This window comes from Streptomyces sp. NPDC002476 (assembly GCF_042889785.1).
GTDB lineage: Bacteria > Actinomycetota > Actinomycetes > Streptomycetales > Streptomycetaceae > Streptomyces.
Window position 1 is genome coordinate 12,665 of sequence record NZ_JBIARH010000003.1, and the last position, 17,419, is coordinate 30,083.

At 69.2% G+C, this 17,419-nt stretch carries 20 protein-coding genes; 18 read left to right on the forward strand and 2 right to left on the reverse strand.

The genetic code is table 11. From position 1 onward, the window contains the following. The first annotated feature begins 7 nt into the window (after positions 1-7). The 4 genes from ACFYXM_RS03925 to ACFYXM_RS03940 are packed head-to-tail and all read left to right on the forward strand — an operon-like array spanning position 8 to position 2,464. Complete coding sequence (locus ACFYXM_RS03925; RefSeq protein ID WP_389286602.1) at positions 8-1,096, forward strand: sugar kinase; 1,089 nt, start codon at positions 8-10, stop codon at positions 1,094-1,096. Next, a complete protein-coding gene (locus ACFYXM_RS03930) occupies positions 1,093-1,293 on the forward strand; it encodes a hypothetical protein (protein WP_389286604.1) in 201 nt (66 codons plus the stop codon). The genes ACFYXM_RS03925 and ACFYXM_RS03930 overlap by 4 nt, the downstream gene beginning before the upstream one ends. After that, positions 1,290-2,057 (forward strand): IclR family transcriptional regulator, encoded by a 768-nt coding sequence (locus ACFYXM_RS03935; RefSeq protein ID WP_389286606.1) that lies wholly within the window; start codon positions 1,290-1,292, stop codon positions 2,055-2,057. Before ACFYXM_RS03930 ends, ACFYXM_RS03935 begins: the two co-directional genes overlap by 4 nt. Continuing rightward, a complete protein-coding gene (locus ACFYXM_RS03940) occupies positions 2,054-2,464 on the forward strand; it encodes a RidA family protein (RefSeq protein WP_389286608.1) in 411 nt (136 codons plus the stop codon). The genes ACFYXM_RS03935 and ACFYXM_RS03940 overlap by 4 nt, the downstream gene beginning before the upstream one ends. 87 nt (positions 2,465-2,551) lie before the next feature. Here ACFYXM_RS03940 and ACFYXM_RS03945 read toward each other — a convergent pair whose 3' ends face one another. Further along, a complete protein-coding gene (locus ACFYXM_RS03945; RefSeq protein WP_389287159.1) occupies positions 2,552-4,216 on the reverse strand; it encodes a chitinase in 1,665 nt (554 codons plus the stop codon). A gap of 793 nt (positions 4,217-5,009) precedes the next feature. On the opposite strand from ACFYXM_RS03945, the gene ACFYXM_RS03950 reads away from it, so the two are divergent. The 14 genes from ACFYXM_RS03950 (at position 5,010) to ACFYXM_RS04015 (ending at position 17,156) form a co-directional block, all read left to right on the forward strand. Beyond that, entirely contained in the window at positions 5,010-5,876 is an 867-nt protein-coding gene (locus ACFYXM_RS03950) for a hypothetical protein (RefSeq protein ID WP_389286610.1), read from the forward strand. 75 nt (positions 5,877-5,951) lie between these two features. Then, entirely contained in the window at positions 5,952-6,659 is a 708-nt protein-coding gene (gene cpaB, locus ACFYXM_RS03955; RefSeq protein ID WP_073781699.1) for a Flp pilus assembly protein CpaB, read from the forward strand. 7 nt (positions 6,660-6,666) lie between these two features. Next, positions 6,667-7,971 (forward strand): CpaE family protein, encoded by a 1,305-nt coding sequence (locus tag ACFYXM_RS03960; RefSeq protein WP_389286613.1) that lies wholly within the window; start codon positions 6,667-6,669, stop codon positions 7,969-7,971. 132 nt (positions 7,972-8,103) lie between these two features. Further along, positions 8,104-8,508, forward strand: coding sequence for a TadE/TadG family type IV pilus assembly protein (locus ACFYXM_RS03965; RefSeq protein ID WP_389286615.1), 405 nt, complete (start codon positions 8,104-8,106; stop codon positions 8,506-8,508). A gap of 3 nt (positions 8,509-8,511) precedes the next feature. Then, positions 8,512-8,910: a TadE/TadG family type IV pilus assembly protein gene (locus tag ACFYXM_RS03970; protein ID WP_389286617.1), complete on the forward strand. Its 399-nt coding sequence runs from the start codon at positions 8,512-8,514 to the stop codon at positions 8,908-8,910. A 67-nt stretch (positions 8,911-8,977) separates the two neighbouring features. Further along, complete coding sequence (locus ACFYXM_RS03975; protein WP_389286619.1) at positions 8,978-10,315, forward strand: CpaF family protein; 1,338 nt, start codon at positions 8,978-8,980, stop codon at positions 10,313-10,315. 10 nt (positions 10,316-10,325) lie between these two features. Then, on the forward strand, positions 10,326-11,264 hold the full coding sequence (locus tag ACFYXM_RS03980) for a type II secretion system F family protein (protein WP_389286621.1): 939 nt from the start codon (positions 10,326-10,328) through the stop codon (positions 11,262-11,264). 14 nt (positions 11,265-11,278) lie between these two features. Continuing rightward, positions 11,279-12,166, forward strand: coding sequence for a DUF5936 domain-containing protein (locus ACFYXM_RS03985; protein WP_389287161.1), 888 nt, complete (start codon positions 11,279-11,281; stop codon positions 12,164-12,166). A gap of 60 nt (positions 12,167-12,226) precedes the next feature. Further along, positions 12,227-13,543, forward strand: coding sequence for a sensor histidine kinase (locus ACFYXM_RS03990; RefSeq protein WP_389286623.1), 1,317 nt, complete (start codon positions 12,227-12,229; stop codon positions 13,541-13,543). A 96-nt stretch (positions 13,544-13,639) separates the two neighbouring features. Then, positions 13,640-14,749, forward strand: a complete 1,110-nt coding sequence (locus tag ACFYXM_RS03995) for a response regulator (protein WP_389286624.1) — start codon at positions 13,640-13,642, stop codon at positions 14,747-14,749. A gap of 254 nt (positions 14,750-15,003) precedes the next feature. After that, positions 15,004-15,234, forward strand: coding sequence for a hypothetical protein (locus ACFYXM_RS04000; RefSeq protein ID WP_389286626.1), 231 nt, complete (start codon positions 15,004-15,006; stop codon positions 15,232-15,234). After that, complete coding sequence (locus ACFYXM_RS04005; RefSeq protein WP_389286628.1) at positions 15,234-15,842, forward strand: pilus assembly protein TadG-related protein; 609 nt, start codon at positions 15,234-15,236, stop codon at positions 15,840-15,842. The genes ACFYXM_RS04000 and ACFYXM_RS04005 overlap by 1 nt, the downstream gene beginning before the upstream one ends. Before the next feature lie 169 nt (positions 15,843-16,011). After that, entirely contained in the window at positions 16,012-16,497 is a 486-nt protein-coding gene (locus tag ACFYXM_RS04010; protein ID WP_389286630.1) for a hypothetical protein, read from the forward strand. Positions 16,498-16,505: 8 nt separating this feature from the next. After that, positions 16,506-17,156, forward strand: coding sequence for an OmpA family protein (locus ACFYXM_RS04015; RefSeq protein WP_389286632.1), 651 nt, complete (start codon positions 16,506-16,508; stop codon positions 17,154-17,156). A 64-nt stretch (positions 17,157-17,220) separates the two neighbouring features. Here ACFYXM_RS04015 and ACFYXM_RS04020 read toward each other — a convergent pair whose 3' ends face one another. Continuing rightward, positions 17,221-17,412 (reverse strand): hypothetical protein, encoded by a 192-nt coding sequence (locus ACFYXM_RS04020; RefSeq protein ID WP_351517469.1) that lies wholly within the window; start codon positions 17,410-17,412, stop codon positions 17,221-17,223. Between the last annotated feature and the right edge of the window lie 7 nt (positions 17,413-17,419).

Here is a 17,419-nt window from a genome sequence, read left to right on the forward strand (position 1 = left end):
AGGGTCCATGGTGACGTTCCTGCCGTCGCGGCCCGGCCGTCTCGCCGACGTGCCCTCCTTCAGCCGCGGCATCGGCGGCGCCGAGTCCAATGTCGCCTGCGCGCTCGCCGGGGCAGGCCACCGGGCGGCCTGGGTCAGCAGGGTCGGCGCGGACGGCTTCGGGGACCACCTCGTCGAGGCCGTCGCGGGGTACGGGGTCGACACCTCCGCAGTGCGGCGCGACCCGACGCGGCCCACCGGCATCTACTTCCGTACGGCGACGGACCGGGGCACCGACGTGCACGAGGTCGCCTACTACCGGGCCGGTTCCGCCGCCTCCGCGATGTCCCCGGACAACGTCCCGTACGAGGCGCTGTTCGCGGCCCGCGTCCTGCACCTGTCCGGCATCACGGCGGCGCTCTCCGCCGACTGCCTGGCCCTGCTCCGCGACCTGACCTCGCCCCGCCCCGGCCGCCCGCTGGTCTCCTTCGACGTCAACCACCGGCCGGGCCTGTGGCGCGACGCCGCCGCGGGCCCCGGAGTGCTGCTGGACCTGGCGCGCGGCTGCGACCTGGTCTTCGTCGGCGAGGACGAGGCGGAGGAGGCGTGGGGACTGAACGGGGCCGAGGCGATCCGTGCGGCGCTCCCGGGGCCGGCGGTCCTGGTCGTGAAGCGCGGGGCCGAGGGGGCCACGGTCTTCTCGCGTACGGGAGGCACGGTCGCAGAGGAGGCGGGCGACGAAGCAGCGGATGCCGGAGAAGCGGACCCCGGACGGACCGACTCCGGACGGACCGACTCCGGACGGACCGATACCGGGCCGACGGACACCGTCACCAGCGTCCCCGCCCTCCGCGTCGATGTCGTCGCACCCGTCGGCGCCGGTGACGCCTTCGCCGCGGGGTTCCTCTCCGCGACCCTGCGGGGCCTGGGCGTACGCGACCGGGTCCGGCACGGTCACCTCATGGCCGCCGCCGTGCTCACCGTCCCCGGGGACCTCACGGCCCCACCGTCCCGCGCCCGCGCCGACGCCCTCGCCGCGCTGGACGACGACGCCTGGGGGAGACTTCGTCTCGGCCCCGGGTGGACGGGGGAGGAGCAGGAGGTACGTACGACGTGAGCGACCGCGACCAGCGAACGGGCGGCACGGGCCGGCCGGGCGCCCCGAGCGAGCATCCGGCCGAGCGCCCCTCCGGGCCTTCGGCCGAGCAGCCGTCCGGGCATCCGGCCATGGGCGGCGAGGGCCTCAGGAGCGGCGAGGGCCACATGAGCAGCGAGGACAGCGAGTACTGCGGGGACAGCGAGGCGCGCGCATGAGCCAGACCGTCGACCGCGCGCTGAGCATCCTGCCGCTGCTCGCCCAGGGGCCCGCCGATCTCGGACAGGTCGCCGAGCGGCTCGGCGTCCACAAGTCCACCGCGCTGCGCCTGCTCCGTACGCTCCACGAACACGGCCTCGTCCACCGCCAGCAGGACCAGCGCTACCGCCTCGGTGCCCGCCTCTTCGCCCTCGCGCAGGAAGCCATGGAGAACCTCGACGTACGCGAGATCGCCCACCCCCACCTCGTCGAGCTCAACGAGAGCTGCGGTCACACCGTGCACCTCGCGGTGTACGAGGAGAACGAGGTCCTCTACATCGACAAGGTCGAGAGCCGCTACCCGGTCCGCATGTACTCCCGGATCGGCAAGCCCGTCGCGATCACCGTCGCCGCCGTGGCGAAACTGCTCCTCGCCGACCTTCCCGAACCCGAGCGGCGCGCCGTCGCCGAGAGGCTCGACTACCCCATGCACACGCCTCGTTCGACCCCGAACGCCGGTGCCTTTCTCAAGGAACTCGCCGTCGTCCGCGAACAGGGCTGGGCGACCGACCTCGGCGGCCACGAGGAGTCCATCAACTGTGTCGCCGCCCCCGTCCGGGGCGCGGACGGACGCGTGGTCGCCGCGATGTCGGTCTCCGCGCCCAACGTCGTCGTCACGGCCGAGGAACTCCTCACCCTGCTCCCGCTGGTGCGCCGTACCGCCGACGCCATCAGCCGGGACTACTCCGGCACCAACCGACCAGGAGAGCCTGAACAGCCATGACCGAGAAGATCGCCCTCACCCCGAGCACCCACACCACGCCGCCGGCGACGTTCTCGCACGGGGTGAAGAAGGGCAACATCCTCCAGGTCGCCGGCCAGGTCGGTTTCCTCCCCGCCGTCGAGGGCCAGGCACCGACCCCGGCCGGTCCGACGCTGCGGGAGCAGACCCTCCAGACCTTCGCCAACGTCAAGGCGATCCTGGAGGAGGGCGGCGCGACCTGGGACGACGTGATGATGATGCGCGTCTACCTCACGGACGTGGACCACTTCGCCGAGATGAACGAGATCTACAACGCCTACTTCGCCGAGCAGGACCTGAAGGCCCCGCCCGCTGCCCGCACCACGGTCTACGTCGGCCTCCCCAAGGGCCTGCTCATCGAGATCGACGCGCTCGCGGTCCTCGGCTGATCCGACCCCGTACGGCACCGCAGGGCCGCGGAGCACCGCACCGCGCTCCCGCGGCCCCGGCTGCACGGTGGTCGAGCCGTGGCGGGGTTACGGCAGTCCGTGGACGTGCGGGGCCACCGCGTTCGACCAGGCGTTGCCCGACTTGGCGTCCCAGTTGGTCGACCAGGTCATCGCGCCGCGGATGCCCGGGTACTTCTTCGAGGGCTTGAAGCTGCCGCAGTTGGTGCCCGAGGCCAGGCAGTCCAGGGCCGCGTTCACGACCGACGGGGAGACGTAGCCGCTGCCCGCGCCACTGGTGGAGGCGGGGAGGCCGAGGCCGACCTGCGACGGGTCGAGGCCGCCCTCCAACTGGATGCAGGCGAGCGCGGTCAGGAAGTCCACCGAGCCCTGCGAGTACACCTTGCCGTCGCAGCCGAGCATCGAACCGCTGTTGTAGTACTGCATGTTGACGACGGTCAGGATGTCCTTGACGTTGAGCGCCGTCTTGAAGTACTCGCCCGAGGTCGACTGCATGTCGATCGTCTGCGGCGCCATCGTGATGACGAGGCCGGAGCCCGCCTTCTGCGACAGCTGGCGCAGCGCCTTCGTCATGTACGTGGAGTTGAGGCCATTCTCCAGGTCGATGTCGACGCCGTTGAAGCCGTACTCCTGGATGAGGGTGTGGATCGAGTTCGCGAAGTTGGCGGCGGAGGCGTCGTTGTCGACCGAGACGGTCCCCTTCTCGCCGCCGACCGAGATGATGACGTTCTTCCCGGCGGCCTGCTTGGCCTTGATGTCGGCCTTGAACTGGTCGACGGTGTAGCCGTTCAGCCCGGCCGTGTCCAGGTTGAAGGTGACGGCACCCGGCGTGGTCGTCGCGTCGGCGAAGGAGACCGCGATGATGTCGTAGTTAGCGGGCACGTCGCTGAGCTTCTGCACGGTCGCGCCGTTGTTGAAGTTCTGCCAGTAGCCGGTCACCGCGTGCTTGGGCACGGAGGGGTTCGGATTGGGGGTGCCGCCGCCGTCCTTGGCCGTACGGGCGCCGACGGACGCGGAGCTGACGGACTCGCCGGCCGCGTTGGTGGCGGTCACGGCGAACTGGTACGCCGTGTCGGCGGTCAGGCCCGTGATGGTGGCGGAGGTCCCGGTGGCCGTGGTGGCCTTGGCGCCGTCCTTGTAGACCGTGTAGCCGGTCGCGCCGGACACCGCGTTCCAGGAGAGCGACACGGAGGAGGCCGTGGTCGTGCCGACCGCCAGACCGGCGGGCGCGCCGGGCACCTGCGGCGTCTCGCCGCCACCGCCGCCGTCGGGGCCGCTGACCGAGACGTCGTCGACCAGGTAGGCGGCCTGCCCGTACCAGCCGTGCGTGTACACCGTGACCGAGGTGGTGCTCGGGCCGGTCTTGAACGTGGTCGTCAGCTGGGTCCAGCCGGTGGAGCCGGGCGACCAGGTGGAGACGTCGGTGGTCCCGGTGCCGTCGGCGCCGAGGTACGCGTACCCGCCCTGCACCCAGGAGCTGAGCGTGTAGGTCGAGTCCGGCTTCACCTTGACGGTCTGGGAGCAGCGCGCGTTGTTCTGGCCGGCCGGGGTGGCCCTGAGAGCGCCGGTGCCGCCGTGCACGGGGGAGGAGACCGCCTCGCCGGTGCCGCCGGAACACGTCCAGTCGGCCAGACCCGCCTCGAAGCCCGGATTCCTGGCGACGTTGACGTCGGCGGCCTGGGCGCTGCCGACGAGAGCGGTGGCGGTGAGCGCGCCGGCCGCGAGGACGGCCATCGCGGTGCCGCACAGCGGGCGGGTGTGGCGCATCCGGGCTCGGGGCCCGTGGGCGGGAGAGAGTTCCACTTCGCTGCCTCCGTGGGGGAGTCGGGGGGAATCGGACGGTGAGAGCCGACGGGTGGGGTCCGGCGGGTGGGGAAGGCGGACGCGGCTCACGGGCCGGTGTCCGGGGGTGGACCGGGGAGTGGTCGGGGCGGGGGATCCGGGCGGCGGCGGTCGCCGCCGGCCGCTAAAGCTGGTCCAGACCAATCGAGTTGTCAAGGGCTCTGGCAGCGACCGCGGTCGGGTGCCCGACCGGCCGGGCGGATTCCCAGTCGGCCCGCCGGTCGTTCGCGAACGTCCCGTGAACACCCCGCGAACCCTTCACGATCGCCGCCGGGCCTCCATGGATTGACGTTTTGTTGACTGTGGCCCGCCCCGTGCGGGTGAGGTGGTCCAGGTGCTCGGACAGTGACCGCCCGCCCGTCGCCGGGTCGTCGGGCGCGCCGGTTCCGCATCCGGCCTGACATGCGGAGACGAATGCGGGCTCACGGGCCGCCGGAAGGCCGATCCGTAACTCTCCGCAGTGGTACAGAAGTTAACGATTTTCGATTTGATCCGATTTGACGCGCGGGCGTTGACCCGGTGTCTTCCTCACGTTGTCGTACTGGCCTTCAGAAAGTGTTCTCTGCCAGGTAAGACGTGGATAAAGTGCTGAGGCAGAGCGCGGATCAGAAGTAATTGCGGCCGGCGTCAAGACCGATGTTTGGCCGGAGTTGAAACGGGGAACGGTGTGCCGACCGCAATAGCAGTGACAAGTGCTGATCTGGTACTGCCTCCGACCGACCAGCAGACGCCGACCGCCGCGCTGCTGCAGGCTCCGGACGCCCAGCCGCTGGAGATGGCCATCGGGGATATGCATGTGCTGCTGGAGCAGCACGGCTACGTCGTCGTTGTCTACCCGGGTAGCATCGCTCCCGCCCATGAACGTCGGCTATACTCCGTGCGTTCTGTTCTGGAGAGCGATCGCATCGCTCTGCTCAAGGTGGACCTTCCTCCACTGGGCGTCGCCGTGCTCGTGCGGCAACTGCGCCAGTTGTCCATCTGCGACTTCAGCCCGGGAGTGGTCGCCTCCGCCGCCCGGCTGCTGTCCCACTACATCCATGCGGGCGCGCTGCTGCACTCCGTCACCAAGTTCGACAGGGTGCCGGTCGACCTCCGTACCCATGCCAAGTCCTGGGTGCCCGGCTCCCAGTTCGCGGTGGTCGCGAGTCCGGAGCCACAGCTCGTCACGATCGGCCCGAAGGCGGAACCGCCGACCGGCCCGGAATTCCCCACCGAACTGATGACCGCCAAGGGGCAGTCGCAGTCCGAGTGGGTCAAACAGACCCTCGCGCCCGCGTGGAAGGTCCAGACCGTTCACGAGGCCGCACTTCCCTCCGGCTCCCCTGGCTGGTGGGGAACCGGAAAGCTGGTGGAATTCGCCGCCTACCTGCCAGACATCTCCGTCCTGCACCAACTGGTGTGCTCCGTACGCCGGGACATCTGCCGCTGGTGCGGAATGGAACTCATAGGTGACCTCTGCGGGTTCTGCTCCTCGCCGCTGCCCGCGGCGGAGAACCGAATGCACCACGCCGGTGTCCTCGGCCACGGAGCGCCCGTACCACCACGGTCCTAGCGCTTCCGCTTTCCTCCGTGGACGCCCTCCTGTCCGCTGCCCCACGCATCCGAATCGAACGAGGTTGTCCGGCCCATGAACTCCCGCCAGCGCCGCGGCGTGATACTCCTGCTCCTGTCGGTTCTGTGCGCCTTCGGCGCCTTCGCCGGCGTGCTCTCGGTGATCAGCGACGTCAACTCCAAGGTGGGCCCAGAGGTTTCGGCCTACCAGCTCAAGTCCGACGTCGCCCCCTATACCGCCCTGTCGTCCGGGCAGTTCGAGAAGATCTCGATGCCCAAGCGCTGGCTCTCCACGAACGCCGTGACCGACCTCTCCGAGGTGAACGGCAAGATCGCCGTCACCCAGCTGCGCAAGGGCTCCCTGCTCCAGTCCGACATGATGCAGAAGCGCCCCGAACTCCAGCCCGGGGAGCAGGAGATCGCCATCATGATCGACGCCGCGACCGGCGTCGCCGGCAAGATCACGCCCGGTGCCACCGTCAACATCTACGCCACGTTCGCCGGTGAGCGCGACGGGGACCCCTCCCAGTCGAAGGTCATCGTCTCCAACGCCAAGGTGCTGGACGTCGGCAAGCTGACGGCCCTGGAGCCGAGCCGCGACGGCAAGTCCAACATGGGCACCGAGGCCGTCCCGATCACCTTCGCCCTGAACACGCTCGACACCCAGCGCATCGCCTACGCCGAGTCCTTCGCGCAGCACGTACGCCTCGCGCTCCTGGCCTCCGGAAGCGACAGCACCATCCGTCCGGGTGACCGCACCTACACGCTCGACAAGGACAAGTGAGGATCGGATGACCACGAGGATCCTCCCGGCCGTCGGTGACGTCGACGCGGCCAGATCCGTCACCACCCTGCTCAGCCAGCTCCCCGACGCCGAACCGGCCGCCCCGGTCGGCGACTCGACGCAGCTCATCGACACCCTCGCCCGGCTGGCCGGCGAGTCGCTCGACGAGCTGCCCGAGGTCGTGCTGGTCCACGAGCGGATCGGTCCGGTGCCGGCACTGGAACTGATCCGGGAGGTCTCGCTGCGCTTCCCCGCGATCGGGGTCGTGCTGATCACCGCCGACGTCACCCCCGGCCTGTTCTCGTCCGCGATGGAATCGGGTGCGCGAGGCGTCGTCACCCTGCCCCTGAGCTACGAGGAACTCGTCAACCGCGTCCAGTCCGCGGCCCAGTGGTCCGCGGGCGTCCGCCGCCACCTGAGCACCGGCGCCGAGGTCTTCACCGGCCCCGGCGGCGCCGTCGTCACGGTCAGCGGCGCCAAGGGCGGTGTCGGGACCACCGTCACCGCGGTACAACTCGCCCTGGCGGCCCAGGCGTCCGGGCGCAATGTCGCCCTGGTCGACATGGACCTCCAGGCGGGCGACGTCGGCTCGTACCTCGACGTGCAGTTCCGGCGGTCCGTCGTCGACCTCTCCACGATCACCGACATCACGCCGCGCGTCCTGTCCGACGTCGTCTTCACCCATGGCACCGGGCTGTCCCTGCTCCTGGCACCGGGCGAGGGCGAGAGCGCCGAGGAGGTCAGCGACCGCTCGGCCCGGCAGATCGTGAGCGCGCTGCGCACGCGCTACGAGGTTGTGGTGATCGACTGCGGCAGCCAGCTGCAGGGCGCGAACGCGGCGGCCATCGAGATGGCCGACACGGCCCTGCTGGTCACCACCCCGGACGTCATCGCGGTGCGCGGTGCCAAGCGCCTCGTACGGATGTGGGACCGGCTCCAGATCCGCAAGGCGGAGGAGACGGTCACCCTCGTCAACCGCTTCACCCGCAACACCGAGATCCAGCCGCCCCTCGTCGAGAAGATCACCGGAACGCGGATGGCCGAGACGGCCGTTCCCGCCAACTTCAAGGAACTCCAGGCCGTCGTCGACGCCGGCCGGCTCCACGAACTCGACTCCAAGAGCACGGTCAAACAGGCCCTCTGGGCCCTTGCGGGCGAGCTCGGCATCGTCAAGGTTCCTGAGAAGCCGGAGAAGAACGGCGCGAGGAGCGGCGCGAAGTTCAAGAACGACCGGGGCTCGATCGGCCGCCCCCGCGGCGGCCGACGCGACGGCGACTCCCGGAACCGGGCGACGACCAAGGGGGCAAGTTGACCGATGGCACTCACCGAGACGACAGACACGGGGATACCGGGAAGGCATTGCGCTGATCCTTCCCGGCCGGGCGCCCACGGGGTTTCCCGGGTGCGCGGCCGGTCGCGCCACGGGCTGAACGGACGCGAGCGGGTGCACGGGCGGCCGCGGCTGCGTGAGCGGATGTCCGGGCGCGAGCGCGACCGGGGCCAGACCGCGATCGAGGGCCTGGGCATGACCCCGCTGATCATCCTGCTCGGCATCGCGCTCTGGCAGTGCGCCCTGATCGGCTACACCTTCTCCCTCGCCGGCAACGCCGCCGACCAGGCCGCGCACCAGGGAGCCATCACGGAGGGGATCCGGACGCTGGAATGCCAGGAGGCGGCCAAGGAGGACCTCCCGGATGCCTGGGAGGAGACGATGAGGACGACGTGCAGGCGCAACTCGTCGGGCATGTACACGGCCCAGGTCAGGCTCAAGGTCCCGGTGCTGGCGCCCGGAGTGCTCAACTGGCCGTTCACCGTCACAGGCCGCGGCGCCTACCCGATGGAGGGCTGAGCGATGAGCGCGCGCACACCCGGCCGTACGGCCCCGAACACCACTGATGCCACCCGCCGCGACCGCGGACAGGTCGCCATCGAGTACCTGGGCTTCCTGCCCCTGCTGCTCCTGGTCGGCCTTCTCGCGATCCAGACCGGCATCGCCGCGTACGCCGCCAACCAGGCGGGCACCGGGGCCCGTGCGGGGGCCCGCGCGGCCAGCATGTCCATGGGCGGTTGCGACAAGGGAGCGGCCAGGGACGCGATGAGCGGCTGGACCGCCAAGCGGGCCAAATTCCGCCCAGGCGGCTCCTCCTTCGACGAGGTCACCTGCACGGTCAGGGTCGAAGTGCCCGACATCATCCCCGGCGTCAACATCTGGGGCACGGCCGAACGCAGCTCCACGATGCCCCGCACCTGACCCCGGGCCGTACGGCACGGCCGTCCCGTAGGCGGTTCAACAAGCAAGTCGGAAGAGGAGTGACGCAATGAGCCTGCGGGCACGCATGAACGCCCCCGAGAAGAACGGCGGGGGGCGGGAGGACAGCCACATGGTGGCGGCCTACCGTGCCAAGCTGCTCGAAGAGATCGACCTGGCCGAGATGTCCTCGCTCGCCGCCGCAGACCGGCGGGCGAGGCTGGAGCGCGTCCTCAGCCACATCATCAGCCGCGAAGGTCCGGTCCTCTCGACCGTCGAACGCACCCAGCTGATCCGCCGGGTCGTCGACGAGGCACTCGGCCTCGGCATCCTGGAACCGCTCCTGGAAGACGCCTCCATCACCGAGATCATGGTGAACGGGCCGGACCAGATCTTCGTCGAACGCAGCGGCAGGGTCGAACAGCTTCCGATGCGCTTCAGCTCGCACGAGCAGCTGATGCAGACCATCGAGCGCATCGTGTCGACCGTCAACCGCCGTGTCGACGAGTCGAACCCGATGGTTGACGCGCGTCTGCCCAGTGGTGAGCGTGTCAACGTGATCATCCCGCCGCTGTCGCTGACCGGCGCGACGCTCACCATCCGACGGTTCCCCAGGGCCTTCACGCTCCAGGAGATGATCAGCATCGGCTCGCTCGACGAGCAGATGCTGATCCTGCTGTCCGGCTTCGTCCAGGCCAAGCTCAACGTCATCGTCTCCGGCGCCACCGGCACCGGAAAGACGACCCTGCTCAACGCGCTCTCCGGACTCATCCCGAACAGCGAGCGCATCGTCACCATCGAGGACTCCGCCGAACTCCAGCTCCAGCAGAACCATGTGATCCGGCTGGAGTCCCGCCCGGCCAACGTCGAGGGCAAGGGCCAGATCAGCATCCGCGACCTGGTCCGCAACTCCCTGCGTATGCGCCCCGACCGCATCGTCGTCGGTGAGGTCCGAGGCGGCGAGTCGCTCGACATGCTCCAGGCCATGTCGACCGGTCACGACGGTTCGCTCGCCACCGTCCACGCCAACAACGCCGAGGACGCGCTGATGCGTCTGCAGACCCTGGCGTCGATGTCCGAGATCGACGTCCCGTTCGAGGCGCTGCACGACCAGATCAACAGCGCCGTCGACGTCATCGTCCAGCTCACCCGGCACGCCGACGGTTCCCGAAAGATCACCGAGATCGCCGTCCTGGACTCGCACGGCCGCGACCCGTACCGCATCGTCTCCGTCGCCCGTTTCGACGCCCGGCCGATGGACTCCGAGGGGCGGATCAACGGCGAGTTCCAGTACCTCCCGATCCCGCGCAGGATCGCCCAGCGCCTCTACATGGCCAGCCAGCCCATCCCGCAGGCCTTCGGGGTCGCCGATTCCGCCGAACAGCTCGCCACCCGAGAGGCCAACTAGGTACCGAGCCATGACCAATCTCCCTCTTCTCACGATCGGCGTCACCCTGCTGGCCGGCGTCACCGGCGTCGCCGGTCTGCACGCCTACTCCGGCGGCAAGGCCGATAGCGACGCCCTGGTGGACCGGCTCTCGCGCACCGGCCCGGTCACGGAGGGCGGGCGCGCCCGCCGCTTCCGGGCCATCGACAGGAGGCTGCGCAAGACCGCCCTCGGCGAGAAGCTCGAACTGAAGCTGGCCACCACCGGCCTGGAGATCACCCCCGGCGAGTTCTTCGTCTACGCGATCCTCGCCATGGCCGGGCTGTGGATGATCGCCTCGTCCATGCTCGCCAGCTTCTTCGGCCCGGTCGCCGCCCTGATCGGCCTCTGGGGCACCAACGCCTTCCTGAACTGGCAGCGGACCAAGCGCACCGAACGCTTCATCAACCAACTGCCCGAACTCGCCCGCATCCTGGCCAACGCCACCCAGGCCGGCCTCGCCCTGCGCACATCCATCGGCATGGCCGCCGACGAGATGGAGAACCCGGCGGGCGAGGAACTGGCCAGGGTCGCCCGGCGTCTCGCCGTCGGTGAACCCCTCGAGGACGCGCTGAGCGAGATGACCGACCGGCTGCCCTCCCGCGAACTCGTCGTCCTCGTCACCACCCTCGTCCTGTCCAACCGGGCCGGCGGTACGGTCGTCAGCTCCCTGCGCAACCTCACGGAGACGCTGGAGGAGCGCAAGGAGACCCGGCGCGAGGTCAAGACCCAGCTGTCGCAGGTGACCGTCACCGCCTACGCCGTCCCGATATTCGGCCTCGGCGCCATGCTCCTGATGAACGCGGTGATGCCCGGCGCGCTCGACCGCATGACCGGCGCCTTCATCGGCCAGGTCGCGGTGGTCATCTCCATCGCCCTCTACACGATCGGATTCATCGTGATCCGCCGCATGTCCCGGATCGACGTCTGATGGGCGGGGGAAACATGGCCCTGTTGCTCGCCGGCCTGATGGGCCTCGCGGTCTACGGAATCACCGCCGGTATCCGTATGTACCGGCGCGACGCGAAGCTCCCCGGCGACCTCGCGGTCGCCCTGGAGGTCGGCGCCACCCGCACCAGCGCCGTCGGCTCCGGCATCGACCGGCTCGGCATGCGCTGGGCGCCCGCGGTGCTGCGGATGATGGGCCCCAAGGCCGTCAACAAGAAGCGCCGCCAGATCGACCTCGCGGGCAATCCGGGCGGTCTGACCATCGACCGCTACGCCGCCCGCCGCGCCGTCTACGGCGGCCTCGGCGCGTTCGGCGCCCTCACCATGCTCATGCGCGGCCAGCTCTTCCTGGCCCTGGTGCTGATCGCGTTCGGCCTGTTCTGGGTCGAGGTCGGCATCTGGTCCGCGGTGCGCGTACGCCGTGACCACATCGACCGCACCCTCCCCGACTTCCTCGACGTGCTGGCCGTCGTGGTCTCGGCCGGCCTCGGCTTCCGCCAGGCCCTGGCCCGCGTCGCCGAGAAGTACGAGGGCCCCTGGGCCGACGAGCTCAGCATCACCCTGCGTCAGATGGACATGGGCGTCAGCCGCCGCGAGGCCTTCGACCAGCTCCGCAAGCGCAACGACTCGGAGCAGGTCGCCATGTTCGTGACGACGCTCCAGCAGGGCGAGGAGCTCGGTGCCCCGATCGTCGAGACGCTGATCCAGATCGCCAACGACATGCGGCGTACCGACGCCCAGAACGCGCGCCGCAAGGCCGCCAGGGCAGTCCCCAAGGCGACCTTCGCGGTCACGACCTTCCTGCTCCCCGGAACGCTGGTGCTGCTGACGGTGGGCTTCGTCTACGGAGCCAACGTCGACTTCGGCTTCCTCACGGGCGGATGACGTGAACGGCGAGGCCGGCGAGTCCGGCGGGCAGGACGGGGCAGGGGAGGTGACAGGCTCATGTCTTTTCCACTCGGTGGAACCCAGACCGGACTGGACGCCGAGGTGCGCCGGGCGATAGCCGACCCGGGTTCGCGCCCGGCGTTCGCGATCCAGCTCAACGCGCTCCAGGCGATGTGTCGGCAGGTCTTCGGTTTCCGGCTCGCGATGATCGCCATGGCCACGCCGTTCGCGATCGCCCATACCGCCCCGGGTGCGCCCATCTGGCTGATCGGCTCGGCCGTCCTCGTCACGTTCATGGGCAGCTACGTCCTGTTCCGCGACTGGGAGCGCTTCGGCCCCGTGCTGCTGCGCCACCCCTGGCTGCTCGGCATCGACGCCTTCTTCGGGGCCCTGCTGCTGGTCACGGCCACGCCCGAATCCACACTCGCCTATGTCACCGTGTGCACCCCGCTGCTGGCCGGTCTCGTCTCCGGCTGGCGGGGTGCGGCGGTCTTCGCCGTTCTCCAGGCCGTCATCGTTCTGGGTGTGTACGCCACCGGTCCGAAGCTGTACTCCGTCGACGCCACGGCGGTCCTCCTGCCGGGCTTCTGCGTCATCGCGGGCGCACTCGGTGTCACCCTGCGCAATCTGCTTCTCCGTTTCGGAACGGCCAGCCAGGCCCTGACCGAGACCCGTGCCCGCCTCGCGGTGAGCGAGGCCGTGGAGAGCGAACGCACGCGCCTCGCCCGCGAGATGCACGACTCGGTCGCCAAGACCCTGCACGGCCTGGCTCTGGCCGCCGACGGTCTGGCCGGTTCGTCCGACCGTATGGACTCGTCCACCATCAAGCACCAGGCCGAACTGGTCGCCCGCGCCGCCCGGCGCGCCGCCGCCGAATCCCGGGAGCTCCTCTCCGACCTGCGCCGCGAGTCCGGACTCGACGGAGGCGTGGACGTCGTACGCGAGCTCCAGGCCCGGACGGAGGACTTCAGCCGCCGTCACGACCTCAAGGCCACCTTCCGCCTGTACAACGACGTCCCGGTGCCGAAGGTCCCCCAGGCGGTCGCGCGCCAGCTGCTCACCGTCGCCTCCGAGGCGATGGAGAACGCCCACCGCCACGCCTGTCCCACCTACCTCGTCGTGCTCGCGGGCGTGGAGGGCGACGTCCTGCGCGTCAGCGTGTACGACGACGGCTGCGGCCTGCCCGCGGGCATCACCCTCGACGACCTGCGGCACGCCGGACACTTCGGCCTCGTCGGCATGGTCGAACGGGCCGCGACCATCGGTGCCCGCATACGCATCGGAAAGGGCCAGGCGGCCAAGGGCACCGAGGTCCGCCTGGAACTTCCGATCGCCGCTCTCAGCACCACGACAGAGACGAAGCAACCCGGATGACCGGCCTTCGACAGGCCACTGAACCCGAACAGCGGCCGGACCCAACCGATCGAAATCCACCCTCACCCCCCATAGAACCCTGAGAGGAGGTCGCAGATGCCGGACGACGTCTCCCGCGCGTCGGACCAGGACTGGACGGCGCGGAACCACGCCTCCCAGCACATGTCCTCGCACGTCACCCCGCTCACCTCAAAGACCGGTGCCCAAGCGTTCCCGGTCCCCGTACCCGTCACCCAGCAGTCCGCGGCATCCGAGTCCCTGCCCCCCTTCCCCGCGCCGCCGGCCCCACCGGCCGTCGGCGCCCTGCGGGTCGTCGTCGCGGACGACAACCCCGTCGTCCGGGCCGGCCTGGGCGTCCTGCTGTCCGGCCGGGACGACATCGACGTCGTAGCCGAGGCCGTGGACGGACGGCAGGCCTACGACATGGCTGTCCGGCACCGCCCGGACGTCATCCTGCTCGACGTCCGGATGCCCGGCGTCGACGGCATATCCGCGCTGCCGCACCTCGTGCAGGTGGCACCGGTCATGATGCTGACCTACAGCCGCGAGAACGAAATAGTCCACGAGGCGCTGCGTCTGGGCGCGAGCGGCTATCTGGTCCACGGCGAATTCACCGCCGACCAACTGGTGCAGGCCGTACGCGACACGAAGAACGGTCGCGCCCATTTCACCGCCACCGCAGCCAACGCCCTCCTCGCCCACATGCGTCAGGGCCCGGTCCCGCAGGGACGGCCCCTTCCGGAGGGGCTCGGCACGGCCCTGACCACGGCCGTTCCGTACCAGAACATGGGCGCCGACGGCCACGGCCCGGGCCTCGCCGGGCACCACGATGCGCCTGCATACGTCCCCGAGCCCGAAGCCGCCCCACCTGCGACGCGAGAAGCTCGATCGCCGCAGGGTCTTTCGCATCTGCAACCGATTGTGGCACAGTCTTCCATGGCCGGGGGATCGAACGCACCCCTCAACAGACAGCAGTACGGGCTGAGTTCACGGGAGGTGGAGGTCATGGAGCTGATCGCGTCCGGCATGAGCAATCAGCAGATCGCCGCCACCTGCTTCATCAGCGAGAAGACGGTCAAGAACCACATCAACCGCATCTTCACCAAGTTGCACAGCGCAAGCCGCAGCGAGGCCATCGCCCGCTGGCTCGGCACGGCTCCCGCGACGGTGCCCGGGGCGCGTGGGTCCGGTGGTCGCCGTGGCTGATCGTGCGAGCGCGAACGGCAACCGGATCGCCGGCGTACGTGCGGGGCGTGGGGCCCAGTGCGCACCGGCCGAGACCCAACTGACGCTTTGGGCCCGGGAATGGGCCCTGGGACCCTCCGGCGGACTGGGTGAGCCACCGTATGTTTCTCACGTCGCCGGCGGCTCCGGCCAGGAGGAAGCCGGATCCGCGGGCGACACCCACGAAACGTGCGAGTCGGCCGTCCACCGGTCGGCCGAATCCGGAGGGGAACACCATGTCGAACATCACCCTGAAGACCGCCGTTCGCGTCAACGGTTGGGCCAACACGGCGGTCAGCGCCATCCAGAAGCGCTACGAGGCCAAGGACCGCGGTCAGACGGCGTTCGAGTACCTGGGCATCATCCTGGTGGTCGTGGCGATCATCGGTGCGATCGTCGCCACGGGCATCGGCAGCGCGATCTCGGAGCGCATCAAGGGCTTGGTGGATTCCATCACCGCCGCCTGATGATTGGTCGCCAAGGCCGCGATGCAGGGCAGGTTTTCCCCATCTACATGATGATGGTGGCATTCCTGCTCTTGCTCGCGTTTGCGTTCTTCGCTGTCGGTAAGGCTGCGGCATTGCGCAACGGGGCTCAGGGTGCGGCGGACTCAGCAGCGCTGGCCGCCGCATCCGAGTCCCGTAAGCAGTTTGAGGGGCCTTTCCTCGCTTCGCTCCCCGGAAAGATGCTGGACGCGTTTCTCCAGGGTCACCCAGTACTCGGCTGCCCCGCCGCGAGCGGGTTCGCATCTGAGAATGATGCGAAACTTGACAGATGCCATGCGATGCCTGGCGGCTATCGAGATCGGATCGAGGTCAAGGTCACAGGCCGAGGTTCGGTCGACTCACCGGTGCTTCCTGGTTCCGAGAGGAATCGGGCGGAGCGCACGGCAACGGCCGTGATCGAGTGGCGTTGCCCCGATTGGGATTCTGTGGACTTCAACGACGACGGCGTCCAGGACATCTATTTCTTCTCCTGCAAGGGAGGGGACTTCCTGGAGATCCGGCCGAGCAGTCCGCCCCCGTGGGACCGGGTGAGCAAGATCCTCTTTGACGTGCGTCTGGTCGACGACTGACAGCGAACGACGAGTAAAGGAATCAGAATCCATGAGCATTCGGTGCTCCACCAGGTCCCGAAGAGTCGTGGCGGCCGTCTCGCTGACGGCGGCCCTGACTCTCACTGTGGCCGGTTGCGGTACAGATGACGGCGGAAAGTCGGAGAGTAACGGTTCACCGTCCTCCGCCGTGCCGTCCACGTCCTCCGACTCCTCTGACGAGGAGAAGGGCGCCAAGCAGGAGGACACCGCTGCCGGCGAGAACGTGGACCCGAATGTGAAGCTCGCTGAGGTCAGGGGGCAGAACGGGGTCACGCTCATCGTTCACCAGGTCAAGCGCGACTCCGGCGGCTTCGTCACGGTGCAGGGCGAGATCAAGAACGAGAGCGACGAAGCCCGGCCCGTAGCGGGGTGGGCCGGTTCCGAGAGTCTGATCGTGCAGAAGAATCCGAACTCCGTCGCAGGCGCCGCGCTGATCGACAAGGTCGGGAAGAAGCGCTACTACGTTCTTCGCGACACCGAGAACCGCTGCTTGTGCACGACGAACCTCGTGCCGCTCCAAGTTGGCAAGTCGACCTCGGTGTTCATGCAGTTCCCGGCACCTCCCGCCACCACCACCGAGGTCGACTTCACTCTGCCGACCTTCGCCACCACCTCGCTGAAGATCTCTGGGTGATGGCCGACATGACCCACACCTTGACCCGCCGCAGGCCAACGCGGCTCGCGGGCCATGTCGTCGCGGTCGCTCTGCTCGCGGCGAGTTCCATGGTCTTGGGGGCATCGAACGCGGTTGCCGATGATGTCCCCACAGTGCCGCCGGGCATGGAGGCCAACTCCGTCCCGCCCGTGCAGGTGGACGCCAACGATCCCGATCTGAAGATGCCCGAGGGCGGCACGCTCGCACCCGCGAAGGTCCTCGACATAGTCCAGGTGATCGAGGACGAGGGCGGCGAGGAGCGTCGCGAGGACAGCAACGCGAACGTCAAGTTCGCGCTCCAGGCCGAGGTCCTCTTCGGCAAGGACAGCGCGAAGCTGAGCCCCGCCGCCCATTCCCGTATCGCGGCCATCGCGGCCGAGATCAAGAAGCAGAACGCCACGAAGGTGCGGGTGTTCGGCTTCACCGACAATCTCGGTTCGGCGGCCCACGGTGACGTGCTGTCCAAGCAGCGCGCCAACGCGGTGCAGTCGGTGCTGGTCAAGGACCTGGGCCCGACCGTCGCCTTCGACATCCGGGGGTACGGCGAGCAGTACCCCGTCGCGAGCAACAGCACGGAGGAAGGCCGCAAGAAGAACCGTCGCGTGGAGGTCTCCTTCCCGCGCAGTACGTCTTCCTGACGCACCCGAGCTCACACAGGGGCCCGGCACCGCGAGCGCGTCTCGCGGCGCCGGGCCCCTGCTGTTACAGCAGGTGGTCGGCTTTGCCGGCCTTGATGTCGCGGATCATCTGCTGAAGCGCCTCGCGGCTGTCGGTGAGGAAGTGTTCCTCCTCGCCCCGTATGGCGATGAAGCCATTTCCCTCTGCGTCTGTGCCCAGGCGGAAGCAGTTGTTTCCTTCGCCGCAGAAGGCTTCTTCCCAGCTGATCTCTGGCATCTTGAAA